We start from the raw sequence: 20036 nt of genomic DNA, 5'->3' as shown, positions 1-20036 counted from the left end.
CTTTTATGCTCCTAATTGCGTCCGACTTGACCGCATGCAAGGTCTTGCATGCGGTCATCATTCGGGGCTCGACCATGCAGAATCTCGAAGTAGTCTTGCCACTGCCTCCGGGCTCGTTCGAGGAGACCTGCCCAGTCGACAACGTCGAAGCCCTCACGTCTCATCGATGCGAGCTTTCCTGCGAAGCCTTTAGGATTTTCTAGGCGGTCAGCGACCATAAGTCCTGAAACGTCTCGAAAATCACCTCGACGACGCGCGGTAACGACGTCGCGCAAGGAATAAACATAGCGCTCAAATCGATAGATATGATCCCAATCTGCGGTCACTCCTGGCCGCATGAATTCGACTACCAGCAACTGCGATCCGGCGCGCAAGGCTAGGTCGATTCGTGCTTTCCAGTCTGTATTCCCATCAAGGAGCTCTGCGCCGAGTTCCTTCATGAGCCCCGACACGCTGCGTTCGACTTTAAAAGTGTCCCATTCGGGCGATATCAGCCACGGATTTTCGGCAATGTAGTCGCGTACGGCTAACTCAAGCTCTTTATTCTCGATCCGTTTCTCAAGGCCCTGGATTAGATTCAGCTGCGCACGAACTCGCTCGGCGGCATGGAGCGCGCTCATGACCTCGGATTCTGCTAGGATCTTAACTAATGCTTCCGCATCGAGCTCGCCGGCATCCGCCAGGTCGCCAATGAGGTCGTTGAGCCGGCCCTTTTCCCATGCGCCTAGGATCGCGTTGGCGATGTCGGTGAAGTTCTGATCAGAAAGCACAGAAATGCGAGCCATCGACTTGAGTGCGCGCTCAACAATGGATCGCTCTCGTCTTTCAAGTTTGTCTAGACGAGGTGTGAACGGCGCAATCTTGTCGTTCATGGCTCGCACTTTAGCCTCGGTGCGCGCTTCTTGCCAGATTCGCAGGAGGGACTTTACTTTCTCTTGTCCCCAGTGAAGTAATGGTGTCGAGGTGTCGGAATCCCAGTTAATTCGCTGCCGTTCTGTCGAGATTAGGTCTTTGGGCTGGTCGTCAATGAAGTCTGCCTCGACGCGGCCTGACAGATAACTCAATCCTTGTTGGCCGCCGACGCTACTTGCAAGGTTGAAATTGAACGGACGTTGCGCAAGCTTTCGGCGACTAAATATCGAGATTCCTACGAGCTCCTCATCGTTGATGGTGTCGCGATAGAAAACAAACCGCCATCGGATCTTGTGACCGTTCGAGAGCCTTTCGATTCCCCAGCCGTCCTCGATCTCGATGTTCTCGGGCCTGCGCTTATCGCTATAGTCGGACGGAAAATCGAACTCAATATTTTCGACATCGTCATGCTGGCTGATAGGTTCGCCATTGACTAAGACGTCGAACTCATCCGAGCGTTCGAGCAGGAGAAAACGTCTTGCCATACTACGCCGAAAAGCGTCAATGTTTGACTTCTGTTTCATCGTTAGAGATTGCAGTGTTATCTTGGTGCCATGCAGAGCTTTCCGACTTTCGTCGGGTTCGAGATATTCGATTACATCGACGTCCATCGGCTTGCGCCCGGCATACTTGTCTCCGCCGGTAAGCTGTTCGACGTCCAGCTGGAATACTGTCTTCTCGCCTGTTTCTGAACTAACCGTTTCAACCGTTACTAGCTCTGCGATGCCGAAGCCTGCAAACTTGCCGATTCCCTTCCTCCCCATCACGGGACGACCTAGCCTCGTTTGCTCTGATCGTCGATCTTTGCGGCGGTTGTAGCCGACGGCTAAGTAGCGGTCCTGGCACTGCGTGAACGTCATTCCTTCGCCGTTGTCGGATATGGTAAGCTTCGCATCTTCGCGAAGTCGATCAGGAAGTTCGACTTCAACCTTGCTCGAATCGGCATCCCAGGCGTTAGAGATCAACTCGGCGATAGCGGCGACAGGTGATTGATACATGTCAATACCTAAATGCTCGATCACTCGACCGTGAAATTCGATCTTCAGTCTCCGCTTATCTGTTGTCATTTTCAGCCTTTCACTGTGGTATGTTTGAGGTTTCGCCAAGTATTGGAGTAGATCTTAACGGTGCACTTTGTTTGTCGCTGCTTGCGATGGATGTGCCATGTTTTCTTGCGAGCCACGGTGACTCGCTGCTGTGATAGAGCTCAATCGCAAGATGTGCCTGCTGCCAGCCTGGGCGTGATGGGGCTTCACTGCAGCGGAACCCGCACTGGTTTCGGTTCGTCGAACTCGTCGCACATGACTAATAGTCGCCCGGGTAGTGGCAGTGCGTCGGCAGTGGCGATGCCGAACTCGTAAGCTGAGCCGATGTCGAGTCGGATCCGCTCCGGCCGGCTTTGAATCTGTGCGTATGATTCGTCCCGGTCGGAGAAGTGTACGGCGGTTGCATCCTTGTCGCCGACATTGACGATCCTATACAACGCGTTACTTACGTGTTCGACCTTGAAGGCTGGCAAGCGTTCTCGATCAGCCTTCCGGCGAGCCGCTTCGATCTCTCTACGGCCCTGCCGGCGGTCCAGTGCGCTGTTCAGCCGTCCGAAGCCGAAGCCGACGCTTCCGCCGAGGAAAGCCGTGAATATAGGAAGCGTGACCTGTAGCCAGACTGGCATCGTGCGTCCTCAAGCCCGTAGTGCCGCCACTCCAGAGCGTGGTTGCGCTGGCTCGCACGGAAAGTGCTGGCTAATCCCAACCTCGCTCGCAGCGGTGACAGGCATAGACCTGGTCAGTCGCCAGCTGCACTGGAGTGCTGGCGAAGTCGCGTACTTGTTCATGTCGTATAGATCGCTTCTGCACGCTAAGTACGCAACATGCGCCGACGATGGTGACCCAACCGTGATCATGCGCGTGGCTGTGCCCGAGTCGCTGGTTGGGGGTGGGCGAGCTTGGTGGGGCGATCGTCGGACGCTGAGCTAGGTGCAGGGGTCCTAACAATCAGATTCGTCGTCCGGTCGACCGCGTCGCTATTGGCTCCGCGAGGCGGGCAATGGGAGGTGGGTGGATAGTGTGCAGGTCGCCCCTCGGACACTTACCATAACCCCACACGTGCGGATCGAGATTTACCTCGATCCGCACGTGTCGTTGACCGGGGTGGTAGGTGGCCTGCAGCTGTAGCTGGCGGTAGACCTCCCGTTTACGGACGGGGTCGGCCGCAGCCAGCACCTTCCTGATGTCACCGAGCCGCTCGACGAGTTCGCGGATCTGGTCCTTGGTCAACCGCTCCTGCTTCGGCTTCACGCTGACACGCGCTTTGGCTTCAGCTCGTCGCGCCTGCGTCTCGGCAATCCATCCAGTGACCAGCTGGACGTCGGCTCCGGCTTCGAGCGCCGCGCGGTGCCGCTCCAGCGCCCGATCGCATTCCGCGATGAGCTTCTCGGCAGCTGCAGCGGCGGGATCAACGTCGAGATCAGGCTGCGCGGCGTAGAGAGCGTCGATGGTGTCGTGGAGCCGGTGCGGGGCGAAGCTGGTCGCGAGCCAGTCGTCGATGGGGCCGAGAAGGTCACGCTCGGCGAGGTAGACGTTGCGCGGGTGCTCGGTCTTGTTCGCCAACCCGTATTCGGTGGGGTAGCGGCAGCGGTAGAACGGCCGTTCGTGGTTGCGCTGGCCCTGCATCCGGCGGCTGCAAACCCCGCAGTGCAACAGACCGCTGAGAACGTAGGGATGGCGGGTCCGGGTCCGTTCCCGGGTCTTGCGGCCCGCACCCTTGGCTGCTGCGATCTCCTGAGCGCGCTGGAAGGTCTCGACGTCGATGATCGGTTCGTGGACGATCTGCTCGGAGAAAATCCACTTGCCCCGGGCGTTCCAGCGCATCTTGGTTTCGTGACCGAGCCCGACGTCTTCGACGTCGATGAGGACCTCCTCTTTGCGTTGCTAGTTCCAGACCTGCCGCCCGGTGTAGCGGGGGTTGGTGAGGATGACGCCGACGGCGTCTTTGGCCGAGGCGACGCCGGTGCGGTGCCGGTTGCGGGCGGGATCGTCCATCGAGGGGGAGAGGATGCCGTCGCGGGCCGGTGCCTTCCGCACCTCGCCGAAGAGGACGTCGTCGGTGAAGTGCACCAGCGCGGACGCGAAGTCGCCGGACATCTTTTCCGCGCCGGACGGCTCGGGCCGGAACGGTCGACGTCGGCGTCATCGTCGAGTTCTTCGCCGTCTGGTCTGTCTGATTCCGTTGGCTTTGCTTGCCGGGTGGAGTTGGCAGCGTGGAACGGCGAAGCAGCCCGCTGGGGGCGTGGCGGGGTAGAATCTCAGCGCTTCACGGCTCCGGATCCGGAACAGCCACCTGCGGTGCGGAGCGTAGATGCTCGGAAAACAACCCGTCGACGCCGTCTTGACCGACGATCACGCCAGCACGCGCTGGGCCGGCGGAAAGCACGGCATCTTCCCAGCGCTGCAACACCAGCGCCGCCGCCATCACCACCCCAGGCGTGAGCAACGGCACGAAAAGCCACCCTAAGCCCGCCATGCGACACACACCCCGCGAAGTCGACGACTCATCGCTTCGGTCATGATCTTGACCATTCAGCCCTCCGAACCTTCGGCCACCTAACCGGTGGCGCCGCCGGGGGCTGGGGCGGTGCACTCGTGAACTACACGACCTGCTGACGATAGACCGCGCCGGCCGAAAAGTATCTGTCAGATCGGGTCCTCTCCGCCACCGAAGAGGAAACTCGGTGCGACTATCCCGTTGCGGCGTGGTTGTTGTCCTGGGTCACCGTCGCAGGGACCAGCCCGTTCGACCGTCCCACGATCGGCTGGGAGATTCCTTTCTTGACAGACTCGAGGATAGCCATGCCCTGCCCGACCAGGCCGGCGGCGATCTCCCCGAGACCGTCACTTCCATTGAGGACGGTGACGTGCGCCCCGCTGAGGCCCTGCGCGGCTTCACGGACGATCTGCGGGAGCTGCTCGATGACCAACCGGTCGAGGGCCACCCGGTCGTGCGACGCGGCCGCCGCCGCCTTGACCTCCATCGCTTCGGCGTCGGCGCGCGCCATCACCCGCACCTGCTCTGCTTGGGCTTCGGCGGGCTTCACGATCTCCGCGACCAGCTGCTGCTGACGCAGCAGCGCCTCGCGCTGGGCCAGCTCGGTCCGCGCGTGGATCACTTCACGCTGCGCCGTGGCCTGGGCCAGCGGGCCCGCTTGGGCGGCTTCGGCCTGGGCCTTGTCGACCTCGGCCTTGTACTGGGCCTGCACCACCGACGTCTGGCGTGCGTATTCCGCCTGCCGCCGCTGCGACTCCTGGGCGGCCTCGGCCGAGGCCTGGTCGGCGCGGGCCTGGGCGATCTGGGCCTCACGCTGGATCGCGGCGTTGTGCGGCGCGGCCATCGCGGCGATGTAGCCGAGCTTCATGTCGTCGATCGACTGGATCTGCAGCGAATCGATCGTCAACCCGATCTTCGCCATCTCCGCGGCCGACCCGTCGAGCACTTCGGTGGCGAGCTTTTGCCGTTCGGTGACGATTTCCTCGACGGTCATCGACCCGATGATCGAGCGCAGGTGCCCGGCGAAGATCCGCCCGGTCAAGACCGACATCTGGCCCTGGTCGGACAGGAAACGCTGGCCCGCGTTGACGATGCTTTCGGTGTCGTTGCCGACCTTGAACGCGATGACCGCGCGGACGTTGAGGGTGATGGCCTGCTTGGTCACGCAGGTCTCGGACACTTCCGATTCGGCCATGCTCAAGGTCAGGAACCGGACCTTGCGGAAGAACGGCATGACGAACGCGCCGTGCCCGGTGACCACCCGGAACGGTGTTTCGCCCACGCCGCTGCGCTTGCCGCCGGAGATGAGCATCGCTTCGTCGGGCGCGGGTACTCGGTAACCGAACATGATCGTTTTCCTAGCTGTCGGTGAAGGGGTCGGACCAGGCGACGACGTCGACGGCGCGGTGTGCGCGGGATTCGACGACCAGGACGGTCGCGCCCTTCGGGAGCGACTCGTCGGAGTAGGCCCGGTAGGTTTCGGTGCCCCCGCGGATCCTGAGCAGGACCTCGCCGGGACCGGCCGATCCGCGGGTGCCGGTGAGCAGGACGCCGATGCGGCCCAGCGGGGACGGATCGGCGGTCATCGGTCAGCGCGGTCCGCCGGCGAGCGCCGCGCGGGCGTGGTCGGCGTGCGCGGTCTCGACGAGCACGTCGAACCGGGTGGGCACGGTGGCGCTGCGGGAGGTGAAGTCGCGGCGTCCGCGGGTCATGCCGTAGCCGATCACGGCGAACACCGCGCCGAACACGAGACCCCAGCCGATGCCCCAGCTCAGCGCCCGCAGCAAGGTCGTGTCCGCGACGATGCTCAGCAGCAGGCCGACGAAGAGCCCGAACCACGCACCGCTGGCCATGCCGGCCACCAGCGCACGCGCCCAGGTGAGCGGCCCGGTGACCTGCTCGACGAGCCGCAGGTCGGTTCCGACGATCTGGGTGGTCTCCAGCTCGAAACGCGCCTTGGCGAGCTGTTCCACCACGCTTTGCGCCTCGGCGTAGGTGGGGTAGGAACCGAGCGAGACGCGTTCGATCGCGGGGGGCGCGGGAAATCGGTGCGAGCGGGTCCAGCCGGATGTCGTGTTCACGATGTCTACCTTCTCGGCGCGGTAGAGGACGGTGCGCCTGTGGGTAGCTTCGTCCGCGTGACGTGCGCGGCTCCAGTCGCCGAAGTCCTCGATCGAGGAGCACTTCGGCACATCGGCTCCGACGTCACTCGCGGCGGCTCGCTCGCCGGCGGAGGTTCCGGCAGTGCCGAAACCGATCAGGATCCGGTCGCTGTCGTCGCCTCCTCGTCAGGGCCGCGTTGACCGCGGTTTCCCAGCCGATCCCCGCAGCTCAGGCGTTGCGGATCGCCTCGATGAGCGTGATCGTCGTGCCCGCCAGGGTGCCGTCCCCGCGGCGGGCGACACCGCCGGCCACCGTGAACTCGACCGCGCTCATGCGGTAGGTCCCGTCCGGGCAGCCGCCCGCGGCCAGATCGTCGGTGACCAGGACGACCCGGCCACTCGCGGCGCGGAAAGCGAGCCGGATGGCCTCGGGGGAGAGGTGGCGGGGATCGGCGTTCACCCCGACGTCGTCTCGGGGCAGTGCCGCGCCCACGATGCCCGGGTCGCGGTGGGTGAACGGCCGCATGGCGTCGAAGAGGTGGGTGACCAGCCGGGCGCCCCGGTCGAACGCGGCATCCGCCTCGGACCAGGAACGTGACCAGGTCCAGCCCCTGGCAGTTCGGGCGCCAGCGTCACCTGGGTGACCGGTCCGGCTGCCGGCAGCCGCGTCGTCAGTTCGAGGTCCGGGCTGCGCAGCAGGTCGGCCGGGTGGGTGCCGGCCCGTCGCGGTGACAGTAACGGGCCCCCCAGGTGGGCGCCGAGGATCCGCGCGCCGTCCGGGTACGACCGGGCCTTGCCGGTCCGCCGCGGCGATCGCGGCGGCGTCTGGCCGGACTCACTGGTGATCAAGGTGGGCTGGTAGGCCACCACACCGGCGCGGGCGAGTTCGGCACCGGCGTGCCGGAAGCCGTCGACGTCCGCGGTGAGGAAGTCGATCCGGCGAACCCGTTGACCTGCAGGTCGATCAGGCCGGGGACGGCCAGCCCGGTCCACCTCGACGTCGCCTTCGCGGTAGGCGCCATCGACGAGCGCACCCCGCGACACCCGACCGCATGACAGGTCTCCTCTTCCGTAGGTGTTCAGGTCGCGGTGGTCAGCCACCGGTGTCGTCATCCGGAGGTGCGCCGGCTCGCTCGACGGTGCTGAAGTACGCGGCCCGGCGGCGAAGGTGGCGGCGGTGGCTGTAGGGTCTCGGCCCGGTCGGCGGCGCGCCCGCGGCGCGGTAGAGATCCGCTTGCCGGCCTCGATCAGGACGAGGTAGCCCAGTGCCATCCCGGCCAGCGCGGCGAAGAACCCGCCCGGCAGGGGCGAGAACCCCAGTGTGGCCGCGAGCGGTGTCGCGGGCAGCAGGGCGCCGACGGTCACGACGCCGAGGGCGCCCAGGGTCAGCGGCAGGCTCGGGTGGCTGCGGAAGAACGGGATCCGCCGGGTGCGGATCGCAAAGATCACCAGCGTCTGCGTGGCCAGGGATTCGACGAACCAGCCCGAGCGGAACTGGTCCGGGCCGGAGTGGAACACCCACAGCATGACGCCGAAGGTGACGAAGTCGAACACCGAGCTCAGCGGACCGAAGAAGACCATGAACCGGCGGATGAACCCGATGTCCCAATGGGACGGACGACGGAGCTGCTCCTCGTCGACGGTGTCGGTGGGGATCGCGAGCTGACTGGTGTCGTAGAGCAGGTTGTTGAGCAGGATCTGCGAGGGCAGCATCGGCAGGAACGTCAGGAACAGCGACGCACCCGCGGCCGAGAACATGTTGCCGAAGTTGCTGGACGTGCCCATGAGCACGTACTTGATGGTGTTGGCGAAGATCCGCCGCCCTTCGGTGACGCCGTCGGCGAGCACGTCGAGGTCCTTCTCCAGCAGGATCACGTCGGCGGCGTCCTTGGCGACGTCGGTGGCCGAGTCCACCGAGATGCCGACGTCGGCCGCGTGCAGGGCGAGCGCGTCGTTGACGCCGTCGCCGAGGAACGCCACCCCGCCGCCACTGAGCCGCTGCACGCGCACGATGCGGGCCTTGTGCTCCGGGCTCACCCGGGCGAACACCGTGGTGCGGGTGATCGCGTCGGCGAGCTGGGTGTCGTCGAGGCGGTCGAGGTCAGCCCCGGTCAGCGCGGCACCGTCGCCGAGTCCGAGGTCGTGGCAGACCTTCGCCGCGACCGCGGGGTTGTCGCCGGTGACGACCTTGACCGCGATGCCGAGGTCGCGCAGCCGCCGCAGGGACTGCGCGGCGTCGTGCTTGGGCGGGTCGAGGAACACCAGGAACCCCAGCAGCGTCAGGCCGTTTTCGTCCGCGGGTGCCGGTGGCTGCCCGCCGGGGAAGGGCCGGGTGGCCACGGCGACGACCCGGTTGCCCGCCGCGAACTCGGCGTCCAAGGCTTGCCGCGCTTCGGGCGGGACGACGGTGCAGCGGTCCAGCACCGTCTCCGGAGCGCCCTTGGTGACCAGGACGGTGTGGCCCGCCGGGTCGCGGACGACGACGGAGACCATCCGCCGCTCGTGGTCGAAGGGCAGCACGCCCAGGGTCGTGTGACCGGCCAGCGCGGCTCGTTGCGCCACCGAGCCCGGCGACGTCCACAGAGCCTGGTCCAGCGGGTTACCGCCGACGGCGGCGGTGTTCTCGGTGCAGAGCAAGCCCCAGCGCAGCACTTCGCCGGGATCGCTGCCGACCGCCGGAACGGCCCGCATGTAGTCGATGCGGCCGAGGGTCAGCGTGCCGGTCTTGTCGGTGAACAGCACGTCGACGTTGCCCAGGTCCTCGATGCACACCAGCCGCTTGACGAGCACCTTACGCCGGCTCATCCGCCGCGACCCGGCGGCGAGGCTCGTGGACACGACGGCCGGGAGCAGCTGCGGGGTGATGCCGACCGCGATCGCGAGCGAGAACAGCAACGCGTCCAGGATCGGCTTGTGCAGCACCACGTTGACCGCGAAGATCGAGGTCGTCAGCGCCCCGGCGACGTACACCAGCAGCATCGAGAACTTCCGCAGCCCGACCTGGAACTCGGTGTCGAGCTGGTGGGTGCTCAGGCCCGCGGCGATCGCCCCGAACCCGGTGCGGGCACCGGTCGACACCACGACGCCGGTGGCGCTGCCGGCGTGCACGACCGTGCCCATCAGCGCGCACCCGGACAGCTCGGCCAGCGCGGTGCCCTCGGGGACGGCCGCCGTGTCCTTCTCCAGCGGCAACGATTCCCCGGTCAGCACCGACTCGTCGCATTCCAGGCCGGCGACTTCCAGCAGCCGCAGATCGGCCGGGACGACGTCGCCGAGCTTCAGTTCGACGATGTCGCCGGGCACCAGCTCGGTGACGTCCACCGCCACGGGGTGCCCGTCCCGGCGCACCACCGTCTCGTGCCGGATCTGCGCGTGCAGTGCTTCCGCGGCCTTCTCCGCGCGGTACTCGTTGACGAACCCCAGCCCGACCGAGACCGCGACGATCACCCCGATGATGACCGCGTCACTGCGCTCGCCGACGAAGTAGGACGCGACGGCGGCGACCACCAACAGCACCAGCAACGGCGAGCGCAGCTGGTGCCAGAGCACCGGGACCAGCCGCGCGCGGTGCGACGACACGGCGTTCGGCCCGTACCGCGCCGACCGTTCGGCGACGTCGCTCGCGGCCAGCCCGCCGAGGGTGACGCCGAGTTCGCGCAGCACCTGCTCGGTCGTCTGCGCTCCCGCCGAGCTGATTCCGGCCTGAGGTGCGGCCGCGCGGGCCGGATCCGTGGCCGGTTGTGCGCTTTTCACGGCTTGCCGCCCGGGGTGATGACGGTGCCTTCGGTGCCGCGCAGCATCGCGGCGGGGGAGTCGAGTGCACCGATCGCGGCGACGTTGCCGGTCAATTCGACGAAGCGGCAGGCGGCGTCGACCTTGGGCCCCATCGAGCCGGCCGGGAAGTCCCGGGACCGCAGCTGCGCCGGTGTGGTGCGGTGGATGGGCGTGGCCTGAGGGGTGCCGTAGTGGTCGACGACCGCGGGCACGTCGGTGAGCAGCAGCAGGGCGTCGGCGTCGAGGGCTTCGGCGAGCAGAGCCGCGGTCTGGTCCTTGTCGACGACGGCTTCGACGCCGCGCAGCCGCCCGGTGTGTTCGTCGCGCACCACGGGAATGCCGCCTCCGCCGGCGCAGACCACGATCGTGCCGGACTCGACGAGTGCGCGGATCACCCGGGTTTCCACCACGCGCTGCGGGCGGGGCGACGGGACGACCCGGCGCCACGCCGGGCCGTCCTCGCGCACGGTCCAGCCGCGTTCGGCGGCGAGCGAGGCCGCCTGGTCCCCGGTGTAGACCGGGCCGACGAACTTGGTGGGATCGGCGAACGCGGGATCGGCGACGGAGACGAGCGTCTGCGTCAGCAGCGTGGCGACCTGCCGGCCGGGCACGACGTTCTGCAGGGCCTGGCCGAGCAGGTAGCCGATCATGCCCTGGGTCTGGGCGCCGAGGACGTCGAGGGGGTACGGCCGGGTCAGCGCGGGGTCCGCGGCGCTTTCCAGGGCGAGCATCCCGACCTGGGGGCCGTTGCCGTGGGTGAGCACGACCTCGTGCTCGGCGGCCAGCTCCGCGATCGCCTCGGCAGCGGCGAGCACGTTGACCTGCTGCAGGTCCGCGTCCGGCCGTTCGCCGCGGCGCAACAGGGCGTTGCCGCCCAGGGCGACCAGGATCCGCACGGCTCAGGCGCCCAGGGTGGCGACCAGGATCGCCTTGATGGTGTGCATCCGGTTCTCCGCCTGCTCGAACACCAGCGACGCCGGGGATTCGAAGACCTCGTCGGTGACTTCGACACCGTCGAGACCGAATTCCCGGAAGGCTTCGGCGCCGACCTCGGTGTCGCGGTCGTGCAGGGCCGGCAGGCAGTGCAGGAACCGGACGCCGGGATTGCCGGTGGCCTCCAGCGTCTTCGCCGTGACCTGGTAGGGAGCCAGCAGCTCGACCCGCTCGTGCCACGTTTCCGCGGGTTCGCCCATGGACACCCAGACGTCGGTGTAGAGGAAGTCCGCGCCCGCGACAGCCGCGTCGAGGTCGTCGGTGACAGTGATCCGGGCACCGGTGGTGGTGCCCACCCGCCGGCAGGCCGCCAGGTGCTCCTCATTGGGGTGCAGCGTGCGTGGTCCGGCCAGCCGGACGTCCATGCCGAGCTTGGCGCCCATCGCGAGCAGCGAGTTCGCGACGTTGTTGCGGGTGTCACCGAGGTAGCAGAACTTGATGTCCCGCAAGGGTTTGCCGCTGTTCTCCCGCATGGTGAACACGTCGCACAGCGACTGGGTCGGGTGACAGGTGTCAGTGAGTCCATTGTAGACGGGCACGCCGGAGTACTGGGCGAGTTGTTCGACGGTGCGCTGGTCGTGGCCGCGGTACTCGATCCCGTCGTACATCCGGCCGAGCACCCGGGCGGTGTCGCGGGCGGACTCCTTATGTCCCAGGTGGGTGTCCTGCGGGCCCAGGTAGGTCGTGGTGGCGCCTTCGTCGGCAGCGGCGACTTCGAACGCGCAGCGGGTGCGCGTGGACGCCTTCTCGAAGATGAGCGCCAGGTGCTTGCCCGCCAGCCGGTGCTCGCTGGTTCCGGCGTAGGCAGCGGACTTCAGCCGGCTCGCCATGTCCAGCAGGAAGACGAGCTCTTCCCGGGTGAAGTCCAGCTCGGTCAGGTAGCTGCGGTTGCGCAGGTTGAAGGCCATTCCGGTTCCGTTCAGCTCGGGTCGCGGTCGATCGGGCAGGTCATGCAGCGCGGGCCGCCGCGGCCGCGGCCCAGCTCGCTGCCGGCGATGGTCACGACTTCGATGCCGTGCTTGCGCAGCATGGTGTTGGTGGCGACGTTGCGTTCGTAGCCGAGGACGGTCCCCGGGGCGACGGCGAGGTAGTTCGTGCCGTCGTCCCACTGCTCGCGTTCGGCGGCCCGGATGTCTTCGTCGGTGCTGAGCAGGGTGACCGCCGGGACCTTCAGGAGTTCGGCGAGGGTGTGCCAGAGGTCGGGATTCGCGCGCACGCTCAGGGTGCCGGGTTCTTCGCCGGCGGTGACCGTCCAGCTGCGGGCGGCGCGGTCGAAGTAGGGGTAGACGACGAACGTGGCCCGGTCGACCATGCTCATCACCGTGTCCAGGTGCATCGTCGCGTGGGAGCGCGGGAGCTCCACGGCGACGACGGTGTGGGCCTGGCAGGTCGAGAACAACTCCCGGGAGAGGATTTCCACGGCCATCGGCGTGGTGCGTTCGCCCATGCCGATGAGGACGGCGCCGTCGCCGAGGACGTGCACGTCGCCGCCTTCGATCGTGGCCGGCTGGTGGCTGACGTCGTCGTCGCCGTAGTAGGTGAGGAAGCCGGCCCCGGCGAACATCGGGTGGTGGCGGTAGATGGCCCGGGTGTGCAGGGATTCCCGCTGCCGCGCGGGTTTCGCCATGGGGTTGATCGACACGCCGCCGTACACCCAGCAGGAGTCGTCGCGCTGGAACAGGTGGTTCGGCAGCGGCGGGAGCACGAAGTCGTCGGCGGCCAAGGTGTCCCACCGCAGGCTCTGCGCTCGCAGCGGCCGCAGGTCGGCCTTGAGCACGCCGCCCACGAGGTACTCGGCCAGGCTTTCCCCGTCGAGGTCGTCGAACAGCCGACGCAGCGGAGTGACCAGCGCGGGGCCGAGGATCTCGGGGGTGCACACCCGGTCCAGCACGAAGGACCGGCCTTCGGGCAGCGCGAGGGTTTCCGCCAGCAGCTGCCCGTAGTAGTGCACCCGGACTCCCTTGTCCCGCAACGCTTCGGCGAACGCGTCGTGCTCCTGCTTCGCCTGCTTGGCCCACAGGACGTCGTCGAAGAGCAGCTCGCCGATGTTGCGCGGGGTGAGCCGGGACAGTTCGAGCCCCGGCCGGTGCACGATGGCCTGGTTCAGCCGGCCGACCTCCGAATGCACGGCGAAGTTCACGGCTGCTCCGGGGCGAGGAAGTACGGGCTGTCGGTGGGGTATCGGATGGGCTGCACGGGTGTTTCGCCGTATTCCTTCCGCTGGGACTTCATCCAGACGTAGACGGGGATGCCGAGGAAGAACACGAACACGCCGTAGTACACGGCCTGGTAGCCGCTGCCGGCCAGCGCCCAGAAGGTGAAGACCAGCGCGAACGCGGTCACGACCAGGTCGCGGACCAGGTGCGGCCAGTTCAGCGCGCGGCCCTGGACGATGAGCCAGTACAGGTGCGCGGCGGCGGAGTACAGGTAGGGGATCACCGCGGTGAACACCCCCAGCAGCACCACGTTGGTGAACACCGACTTGAAGCTCCAGTAGCCGAACGCGGTGAGCACCGACGCCAGCACGGTGGCGACCACGATGCCGAACACCGGGATCTCCTTCTTGCTCAGCTTGGCGAACTGGGTGGGGAACAGCCGGTCGCGGGCCGCGGCCATCGGCATCTCGGCGCAGATCAGCGTCCAGCCGTTGAGGCAGCCGAGCCCGGACACGATCGCCACCACGGCCATGGCCTGCCCGGCCCAGCTCGCGCCGAAGATCGCGGTGGCCGAATCCGAGAACGGCGAGGTGGAGTCCACCAGCGTCTGGCGTCCGACGGTGCCGAACACCGTCACGGTCCCGAGGACGTACACCAGAGCGCAGACCAGCGTGCCGAGCACGGTCGCGCGGGACACGTTGCGCCGCGGGTCGCGGACGCGTCCGGCGGCCACCGAGGCCGTCTCGAGCCCGATGTAGCTGAACAGCGCGATCGCGGCCGCCGCGGAGATGGCGCCCACCCAGGACAGGCCGCTGGGGTTGAACGAACCGAGGTTGCTCGTCTTGACGAAGAACAGCCCGATCGTGGCCATGAAGACCAGCGGCACGAACTTGAGGACCGTGGTGACGATCTGGAACCACGCGAGGTTGCGGACGCCGGAGATGTTCACGGCGGCCGGCAGCCACAGCCCGGCCAGGGCGATGACGATCGACCACCACGGGTTGTGGCCCTTGTTGACGAACACCTCGACGTAACCGACCCACGCGACCGCGATGCCGGCGTTGCCCACCCAGGTGGTCAGCCAGTAGGACCACGCGGTGACGAATCCGCCGAAGTCACCGAAGGCGTCTCGGGCGTACAGGTACGGTCCGCCCGAGCCCGGCACCCGTTTGTTGAGCCACCCGAAGACCAGCGCCAGGGCCAGCGCGCCGAGCGTGACCAGCACGAAGGCCAGCAGGCTCGACAGGCCGTACGGAGCCAGCGACGACGGCAGCGCGAACACGCCCGTGCCGATGACCGAGCCCACCACCAGCGCCGTCGCCGTCGGCAGGCCGAACCGGTTGACGAACTCCTTGCCCTGTGCCGCGGCCGGATTGCCCGATGTGGACTCTTCGGCGGGTTCCTGCTCTGCCATCGATCGTCCGATCTGCCGGTCACGGGTTTGCGTCGAGCATCTACGCCGGGCACGGGGGTACCAGGGGGCTTAGGTCCACAGCCGGCGGGCCGAAGGACCGGACTCACCCGTCGGCGGTCAAATACCGTTGCGGGTCTCCGCCCGCGCGGGCGCCGCTGGCCAGCCAACGGGCGAAGCCGTCGCGATTGCGGTTCTCGAGCTCGTCGAGGTACTCCTGCCGCCGCACCACCACGTCGTGCCGGGCGGCCTCTCCCTCGGCGTTCTGCAGTTCGAGGTAGCTCCGCCGCCAGGCCACGCACAGCTCCGCGGTGGACATGCTCGTCGCGGCCGGCCGCGACGCCGGTGCCGGGGCAGGCTGCCGGATCATTCGAGCGGGTACCCGGCGAACGGCTGACGCGAGCACGATCCGCCAGTACACCCACGTCAACCCGACGCTGAACACCCCAGCCGCGGCCGCGGCCACGCCGACAACAGCTACCAACCCCTCGATCGTGAGACAGACCGTGACCACCGCACCGGCGGCCACGGCACCACAACGCACGTCGGAACTCGCCCATCGGGGACGCAGACGGGTCGCAGGCAGTTCGCTGGCGCCGAGCCACCCGCAGAGGCCGGCCAAGAGCCCCAGCAGACACCAGCAGATCAACGCCGCCACCGTAGACGTCGCTACTCCGACGGAGCCGAAGACGAAACAGAAGACGAGCAGCGCGGTATGCGCGGTACGTGGGAGCATCAGGATGGCTCGGCCTTCAGGAGTGAATCCGATTCGGCGGCCGGCACACGGCACGCCGAGAGGGCAACGGAAAACCGCACCGGGGTCTTGGGCGCCAGAGTCAGCGGAACGTACCAACGATCGTATCCCCACCGGCACCTGTTTTCCGAGGACTTCGGACCCTTGATCGCAAGGCTTTGGTCCTTGCCGCGCGTGGTGAACCAGCCTGCAGTGGAGGAACGTGGTGATCGCCGCCACCTTTGCTCGTGGCGGTCATCGAGGGTGTCGCGGCCGTGCCGAGAGCAACGGCGGTGCGGCACACGGGTCCCCACCGCTGCCACGAGCCGCACGATCTCAGCTATGCCTGCGGTCGATGCTCGGGTTCTTGACGTGCCTTCGTGGTGACTTCTCGTGTGTTGCGAGGCGGCCGCTGGGGTCAGCCGAGCTGTTCGCCGGTCAGGGCGGCGAGGGCATCGTCAACTTTGGTGCGGCTCATCTTGAAGATCGAGCTCTTTCCATCGGAAGTGGATACCAGCAGCGACGCCGTGCCCATTGCGGGCTTGTCTGCGTCGACGGAGACGATCGCCTGCCCGCAGGATGCGGTAAGTCTTCATGTCGAAGAGGATCCTGTACCGGAACTCCACCACCCCGGGCGTGATGTGGAGGCTTCCTGGCTTCTTCTGGTCCTTGCCGTGGTTGCCTGTCGGGATCGTGGCGTTGACATGCCGGATCTCCATTACTTCTCCCGCGCAGTCGACGGATACAGTCCCACTTGACGTTCCTTTCTCCAGAGAGCGTCCGGTCGTGCCCAGCTGCTAGAGGAATTCGTCCCGCCGTGTGGGGACCTCGGCCTCTGGGGGCGAATCGGACGTCAGGCGAGGGTGGGGGTTCGGCACGCCGCAAGAGGGGAAGTGCCGGTTCGGTCGGCCATGTCATCGACTGGGATGCGGGGAGCACTGGACCTGCTGCTGCCGGGCATGGATTGCGCTCGACACGTGTGGAGTTTCCCATGACCAACTGGATAGCGCGTTCGGCCTTGGCACTGGCGATGCCGGGCTTGGTGATCGGCATGACGCCGGCGGCCGCCCACGCCGACGATACGACGGTCACCATCACTGTCGGCGCGATTGGTGCCCTGCTCGACCCGACACTCGTCCGCGTCCCGGCGAACATCACCTGCGCTACACTCGAGGTGGCCACCAACCAGGGAAGCGCAACCCTGAAGCAGGCGGTTTACGGTCGCATCGCTTTCGGCTCCGGCTATGCGGAGAAACCCGTGATCTGCGACGGCACTCCGCACGCGAACAGCTACCTGATCTGGGTCGACTCCACCAGCCGCGCCCCCTTCCGCCAAGGCAGCGCGACCGTGCAGATCTCCGCCTACCTCTGCTCGCCGACGTTCACCTGTGAAAGCGGCGGTTCGGGAATCCAAATTGTCCATCTCAAGCGGTAGCGGAATCCCGGCCCGCCGTGGCGGTAGGCCGGAAAAGCACATCCGGCCGGCTCCACCAGGTCCGAGTCAGGTCGTGGTGCGGAATTGACCGGTGACGCCGCGATCGCGTTCGGCTTCGCCGCTGCCCTGCTCGCGGCCGTACTCGACGGCGTCGCGACCGTCCTGCAGGCGACCGCGGCGCAGCACACGGGGTCCTCCCTGCCGGTACGGGCCGCGCTCTACGGCGCCGGGCTGGTCGTCGACGTCCTCGGCTGGGGCGTGGCCGTGTTCGCGCTGCGGTTCTTGCCCGTGTTCGCCGTCCAGTCGATCGTCGCCGGGCAGACCGCGATCGCGGTTCTGCTGGCGCGGGTGGTCCTGCGCTCGGCGCTGCACAAGGTCGACTTGTTCGGCATCGCCGCCGCCGGCGCCGGACTCGGTCTGCTGGCCGCCGGCGCCACGGGTTCGACCGGCTGGTCCGCGCCGCCACCGGTGGTTCTCGCGGTGCTGCTGATCCTGTTCGTCGTCCTGCTGGTCGCCGGGCTGTCCGCGCTGCGGCGCGGGACCGTCGCTCGTTCGGTGGTCGCCGGATGCGCTTATGGTGGCTCGGTCCTCGCGGTCCGTGCTCTGCTGCTGCGGCCGGGTGCCACCTCGAGCGTCGATGCGCTGCTGGCCCAGCCGCTCACCTACGTGACGATCGGCTTCGCCGCTCTCGGCATCCCGCTGTACGCCGCCGCGTTGCGCCGGAGCACCCCCACGGTGCCCAGCGCGATCGTCACCATGATCGAGGTCGTGGTCCCCGGGGCGCTGGCCATGATCCTGCTCGGCGACCGCATCCGGCCCGGCTGGTGGTGGCTGTCGGGCATCGGCCTGGTGCTCGCCGCGCTCGGCGTGACCGCGCTCGTCGTCCGGGACGCCAATGCCCAGGCACACCTCGGCGCGAACGCCCGGGTACCTCCTCACGTCGCTGCCGTAGCCGTTCGTCGAGACATCGCGCCCGAGGCACTCCCCGATGCGAAGGACGAATCCGCTGTCCAGCCGACCCGTGGTCACAGTCGAGTTCCCTTGCCCGGGGAAGGGGCGTAGGTTGAGGGTGCGGCCGGTCCACCGGCCGCATCAGTGCTGGTGACGTCGGTCCAGACCCCCGCTGACGCGAGATCGTCAACGGGATGCGAGCAGGACATGAGCGAGATTCCCGGCGCTGGGTCCCAGGATGGTCGACGGCCGGACGACTTCGGTCCGCTGGCGTTGCCGTTCCCGGATCTGCCGCGGATGGAGCTGGAGAAGCTGCTGGGCGACGTCGCGGCTCGCGCCCAGGAGGTGCTCGCCACCCAAGGACGGCTCAGAGCGTTGTTGCGCGCCCACGCCATGGTGGCCGGTGAGCTGAGCCTGCAAGTCGTGCTCCAGCACATCGTGACCGCGGCGAGTGAGCTGGTGGCATCCCGCTACGCGGCGTTGGGTGTGATCGGTGAGCACGGGCTGCTCGACGAGTTCGTCCACACCGGTATGGACGCCGAGCTGATCGAACGCATCGGTGAACTGCCGCGAGGCCGGGGAATCCTCGGCCTGCTGACCCGCCGGCCGACGCCGCTCCGGTTGACCGATCTGAACGCCCATCCCGACGCGGCGGGCTTCCCGCCGGACCACCCGCCGATGGACAGCTTCCTCGGGGTGCCGATCCGGATCCGTGACCGGATCTTCGGCAACCTCTACCTCACCGGCAGCGCGAACGGTGAGTTCAGCGCCGAGGACGAACAACTCGCCGTGGCGCTGGCGGCCACGGCCGGGGTGGCGATCGACAACGCGCGCCGGTTCGACGAATCCGAGCAGCGCCGTAGGTGGCTGGCCGCCTCCACCCAAATCACTCAGCGCCTGTTCGCCGGGGACGACGAGCATCCGCTGGACCTGGTGCTGCGGCACGCCCAGGATGGCGCATCGGCCGATTTCGCGACGCTCGCCCTGCTCACGGAGTCCGGGCGCTGGGAGGTCACCGCGGCGATCGGCGCACCGGCCGAGCACGTACTCGGCACCGTGGTGGACCTCGACGGCAGCCTCACGGGGCAGGTCGTGCGTTCCGGGGCTCCCAGCTTGACCGAGGACTACGCCGCAACCGGGTCCGCCGAGTTTCCGGTGCCCGTCGGGTCGGTCGTCGTGGTTCCGCTGTCCGCCGGCGAGCGGGTGCTGGGCGTGCTGAGTGTGGGACGGCTGGCCGGGCGGCGCGGGTTCACCGAGTCGGACATGGGGCATCTCGCCGGGTTCGCCAGTCACGCCGGGGTCGCGATCGAGCTGCAGCGGGTCCGCGTCGAGAAGCAGGCGCTGTCCATTGTCGACGAGCACGACCGGATCGGGTCCTCGCTCAACGAGCACGTGAGCGGGAAACTGCTCGCCGTCGCGACCGGACTGCAGGGGCTGGCCAGCGCGAGCACCCGCCCGGCGGTGCGTGACCGGCTCCGCTCCTACATCGCGGTCCTCGACGACACGATCGGGCGCATCCAGGCCACCGTCTACGACTTCGATCCCCGCTCGCACGAGACGGAGAACCTGCGCGAGCGGCTCCTGACGGTGATCGACACCGCGGGGTCGGTGCTCGGGTTCGACGTGGAGACCAGCTTCGTCGGAAGCCTTGCGGTGGTCCCGCCGGCCATCATCGACGCCGCGGTGGTGATCGTCGAGGACACGCTGTCCGAGATCACCGGGCAGGCCGACGCCACGGCCGTCGAGGTCCGGATCAGCATCCTGTCGGAACTGCTCACCCTCGATGTCGTCGACAACGGCATGACGGCTGCTCCGAGCCGCGCGGCCACGTCGGCGTCAGGCGGGTGCCGGAGCGGTGCGGGCACGCTCGGACGCAGCACGGGCGCGGACGGCAGCAGTCACCGGACCTGGACCGTCCCCCTGCCACGGCGTGAGGGCGAGGACCAACCCCTCGCCCTCGGTGTGGCGGAGACGCCGGGCAACGGTGACTTCCGGCCGTAGCGGGAGTGGTGGCGGCGAAGTCGGC

19 protein-coding genes are annotated in these 20036 nt (G+C 67.5%); 3 read left to right on the top strand and 16 right to left on the bottom strand.

Going from position 1 to position 20036, the window contains the following annotated elements; all coding sequences use genetic code 11:
* Window positions 1–11: 11 nt before the first annotated feature.
* The 16 genes from AB0B33_RS15210 to AB0B33_RS15135 form a co-directional block, all read right to left on the bottom strand.
* On the bottom strand, window positions 12–2018 hold the full coding sequence (locus AB0B33_RS15210; RefSeq protein WP_360771479.1) for an ATP-binding protein: 2007 nt from the start codon (window positions 2016–2018) through the stop codon (window positions 12–14).
* A gap of 146 nt (window positions 2019–2164) precedes the next feature.
* Complete coding sequence (locus AB0B33_RS15205) at window positions 2165–2584, bottom strand: hypothetical protein (RefSeq protein WP_360771476.1); 420 nt, start codon at window positions 2582–2584, stop codon at window positions 2165–2167.
* A 322-nt stretch (window positions 2585–2906) separates the two neighbouring features.
* Window positions 2907–3782, bottom strand: coding sequence for a recombinase zinc beta ribbon domain-containing protein (locus AB0B33_RS15200; protein WP_360771473.1), 876 nt, complete (start codon window positions 3780–3782; stop codon window positions 2907–2909).
* Between the two features lie 60 nt (window positions 3783–3842).
* The gene (locus tag AB0B33_RS15195; RefSeq protein WP_360771470.1) at window positions 3843–4055 is read right to left on the bottom strand and encodes a hypothetical protein; all 213 of its coding nucleotides are present in this window, start codon (window positions 4053–4055) and stop codon (window positions 3843–3845) included.
* 169 nt (window positions 4056–4224) lie between these two features.
* Window positions 4225–4410: a hypothetical protein gene (locus AB0B33_RS15190; RefSeq protein WP_360771467.1), complete on the bottom strand. Its 186-nt coding sequence runs from the start codon at window positions 4408–4410 to the stop codon at window positions 4225–4227.
* Window positions 4411–4648: 238 nt separating this feature from the next.
* Window positions 4649–5803, bottom strand: coding sequence for an SPFH domain-containing protein (locus AB0B33_RS15185; protein ID WP_360771464.1), 1155 nt, complete (start codon window positions 5801–5803; stop codon window positions 4649–4651).
* Between the two features lie 10 nt (window positions 5804–5813).
* On the bottom strand, window positions 5814–6041 hold the full coding sequence (locus AB0B33_RS15180) for a hypothetical protein (protein ID WP_360771461.1): 228 nt from the start codon (window positions 6039–6041) through the stop codon (window positions 5814–5816).
* A 3-nt stretch (window positions 6042–6044) separates the two neighbouring features.
* Complete coding sequence (locus AB0B33_RS15175) at window positions 6045–6536, bottom strand: general stress protein (RefSeq protein WP_360771458.1); 492 nt, start codon at window positions 6534–6536, stop codon at window positions 6045–6047.
* Window positions 6537–6786: 250 nt separating this feature from the next.
* A complete protein-coding gene (locus tag AB0B33_RS15170; protein WP_360771455.1) occupies window positions 6787–7017 on the bottom strand; it encodes a hypothetical protein in 231 nt (76 codons plus the stop codon).
* Window positions 7014–10310 (bottom strand): magnesium-translocating P-type ATPase, encoded by a 3297-nt coding sequence (gene mgtA / locus AB0B33_RS15165; RefSeq protein ID WP_360771452.1) that lies wholly within the window; start codon window positions 10308–10310, stop codon window positions 7014–7016. Before mgtA ends, AB0B33_RS15170 begins: the two co-directional genes overlap by 4 nt.
* Window positions 10307–11227 (bottom strand): carbamate kinase, encoded by a 921-nt coding sequence (locus AB0B33_RS15160; RefSeq protein ID WP_360771449.1) that lies wholly within the window; start codon window positions 11225–11227, stop codon window positions 10307–10309. Before AB0B33_RS15160 ends, mgtA begins: the two co-directional genes overlap by 4 nt.
* A 3-nt stretch (window positions 11228–11230) precedes the next feature.
* Window positions 11231–12232 carry an ornithine carbamoyltransferase gene (gene argF, locus AB0B33_RS15155; RefSeq protein ID WP_360771446.1) on the bottom strand — a complete coding sequence of 334 codons (1002 nt, stop codon included), beginning with the start codon at window positions 12230–12232 and terminating at the stop codon, window positions 11231–11233.
* Between the two features lie 11 nt (window positions 12233–12243).
* Window positions 12244–13464 carry an arginine deiminase gene (locus AB0B33_RS15150; RefSeq protein WP_360771443.1) on the bottom strand — a complete coding sequence of 407 codons (1221 nt, stop codon included), beginning with the start codon at window positions 13462–13464 and terminating at the stop codon, window positions 12244–12246.
* Entirely contained in the window at window positions 13461–14894 is a 1434-nt protein-coding gene (locus tag AB0B33_RS15145) for an amino acid permease (protein WP_360771441.1), read from the bottom strand. The genes AB0B33_RS15150 and AB0B33_RS15145 overlap by 4 nt, the downstream gene beginning before the upstream one ends.
* A gap of 103 nt (window positions 14895–14997) precedes the next feature.
* Window positions 14998–15375, bottom strand: a complete 378-nt coding sequence (locus tag AB0B33_RS15140; protein WP_360771438.1) for a hypothetical protein — start codon at window positions 15373–15375, stop codon at window positions 14998–15000.
* A 707-nt stretch (window positions 15376–16082) separates the two neighbouring features.
* Window positions 16083–16343, bottom strand: coding sequence for a hypothetical protein (locus tag AB0B33_RS15135; protein ID WP_360771435.1), 261 nt, complete (start codon window positions 16341–16343; stop codon window positions 16083–16085).
* A 272-nt stretch (window positions 16344–16615) separates the two neighbouring features.
* Between AB0B33_RS15135 and AB0B33_RS15130 the strand changes: the two genes are divergently transcribed.
* The 3 genes from AB0B33_RS15130 to AB0B33_RS15120 all read left to right on the top strand — a co-directional run bounded on the left by AB0B33_RS15130 (window position 16616) and on the right by AB0B33_RS15120 (window position 20011).
* A complete protein-coding gene (locus AB0B33_RS15130) occupies window positions 16616–17059 on the top strand; it encodes a hypothetical protein (RefSeq protein ID WP_360771433.1) in 444 nt (147 codons plus the stop codon).
* An 84-nt stretch (window positions 17060–17143) separates the two neighbouring features.
* Window positions 17144–18121 carry a hypothetical protein gene (locus AB0B33_RS15125; RefSeq protein ID WP_360771430.1) on the top strand — a complete coding sequence of 326 codons (978 nt, stop codon included), beginning with the start codon at window positions 17144–17146 and terminating at the stop codon, window positions 18119–18121.
* Window positions 18122–18217: 96 nt separating this feature from the next.
* Complete coding sequence (locus tag AB0B33_RS15120; protein ID WP_360771427.1) at window positions 18218–20011, top strand: GAF domain-containing protein; 1794 nt, start codon at window positions 18218–18220, stop codon at window positions 20009–20011.
* Window positions 20012–20036: the final 25 nt, after the last annotated feature.

The sequence above is a fragment of the Amycolatopsis sp. NPDC049159 genome, from assembly GCF_040648295.1.
Lineage (GTDB): Bacteria > Actinomycetota > Actinomycetes > Mycobacteriales > Pseudonocardiaceae > Amycolatopsis > Amycolatopsis pretoriensis_A.
The sequence above is the reverse complement of the archived record's forward strand: the minus strand, read 5'-3'. Positions and strand labels throughout refer to the sequence as shown.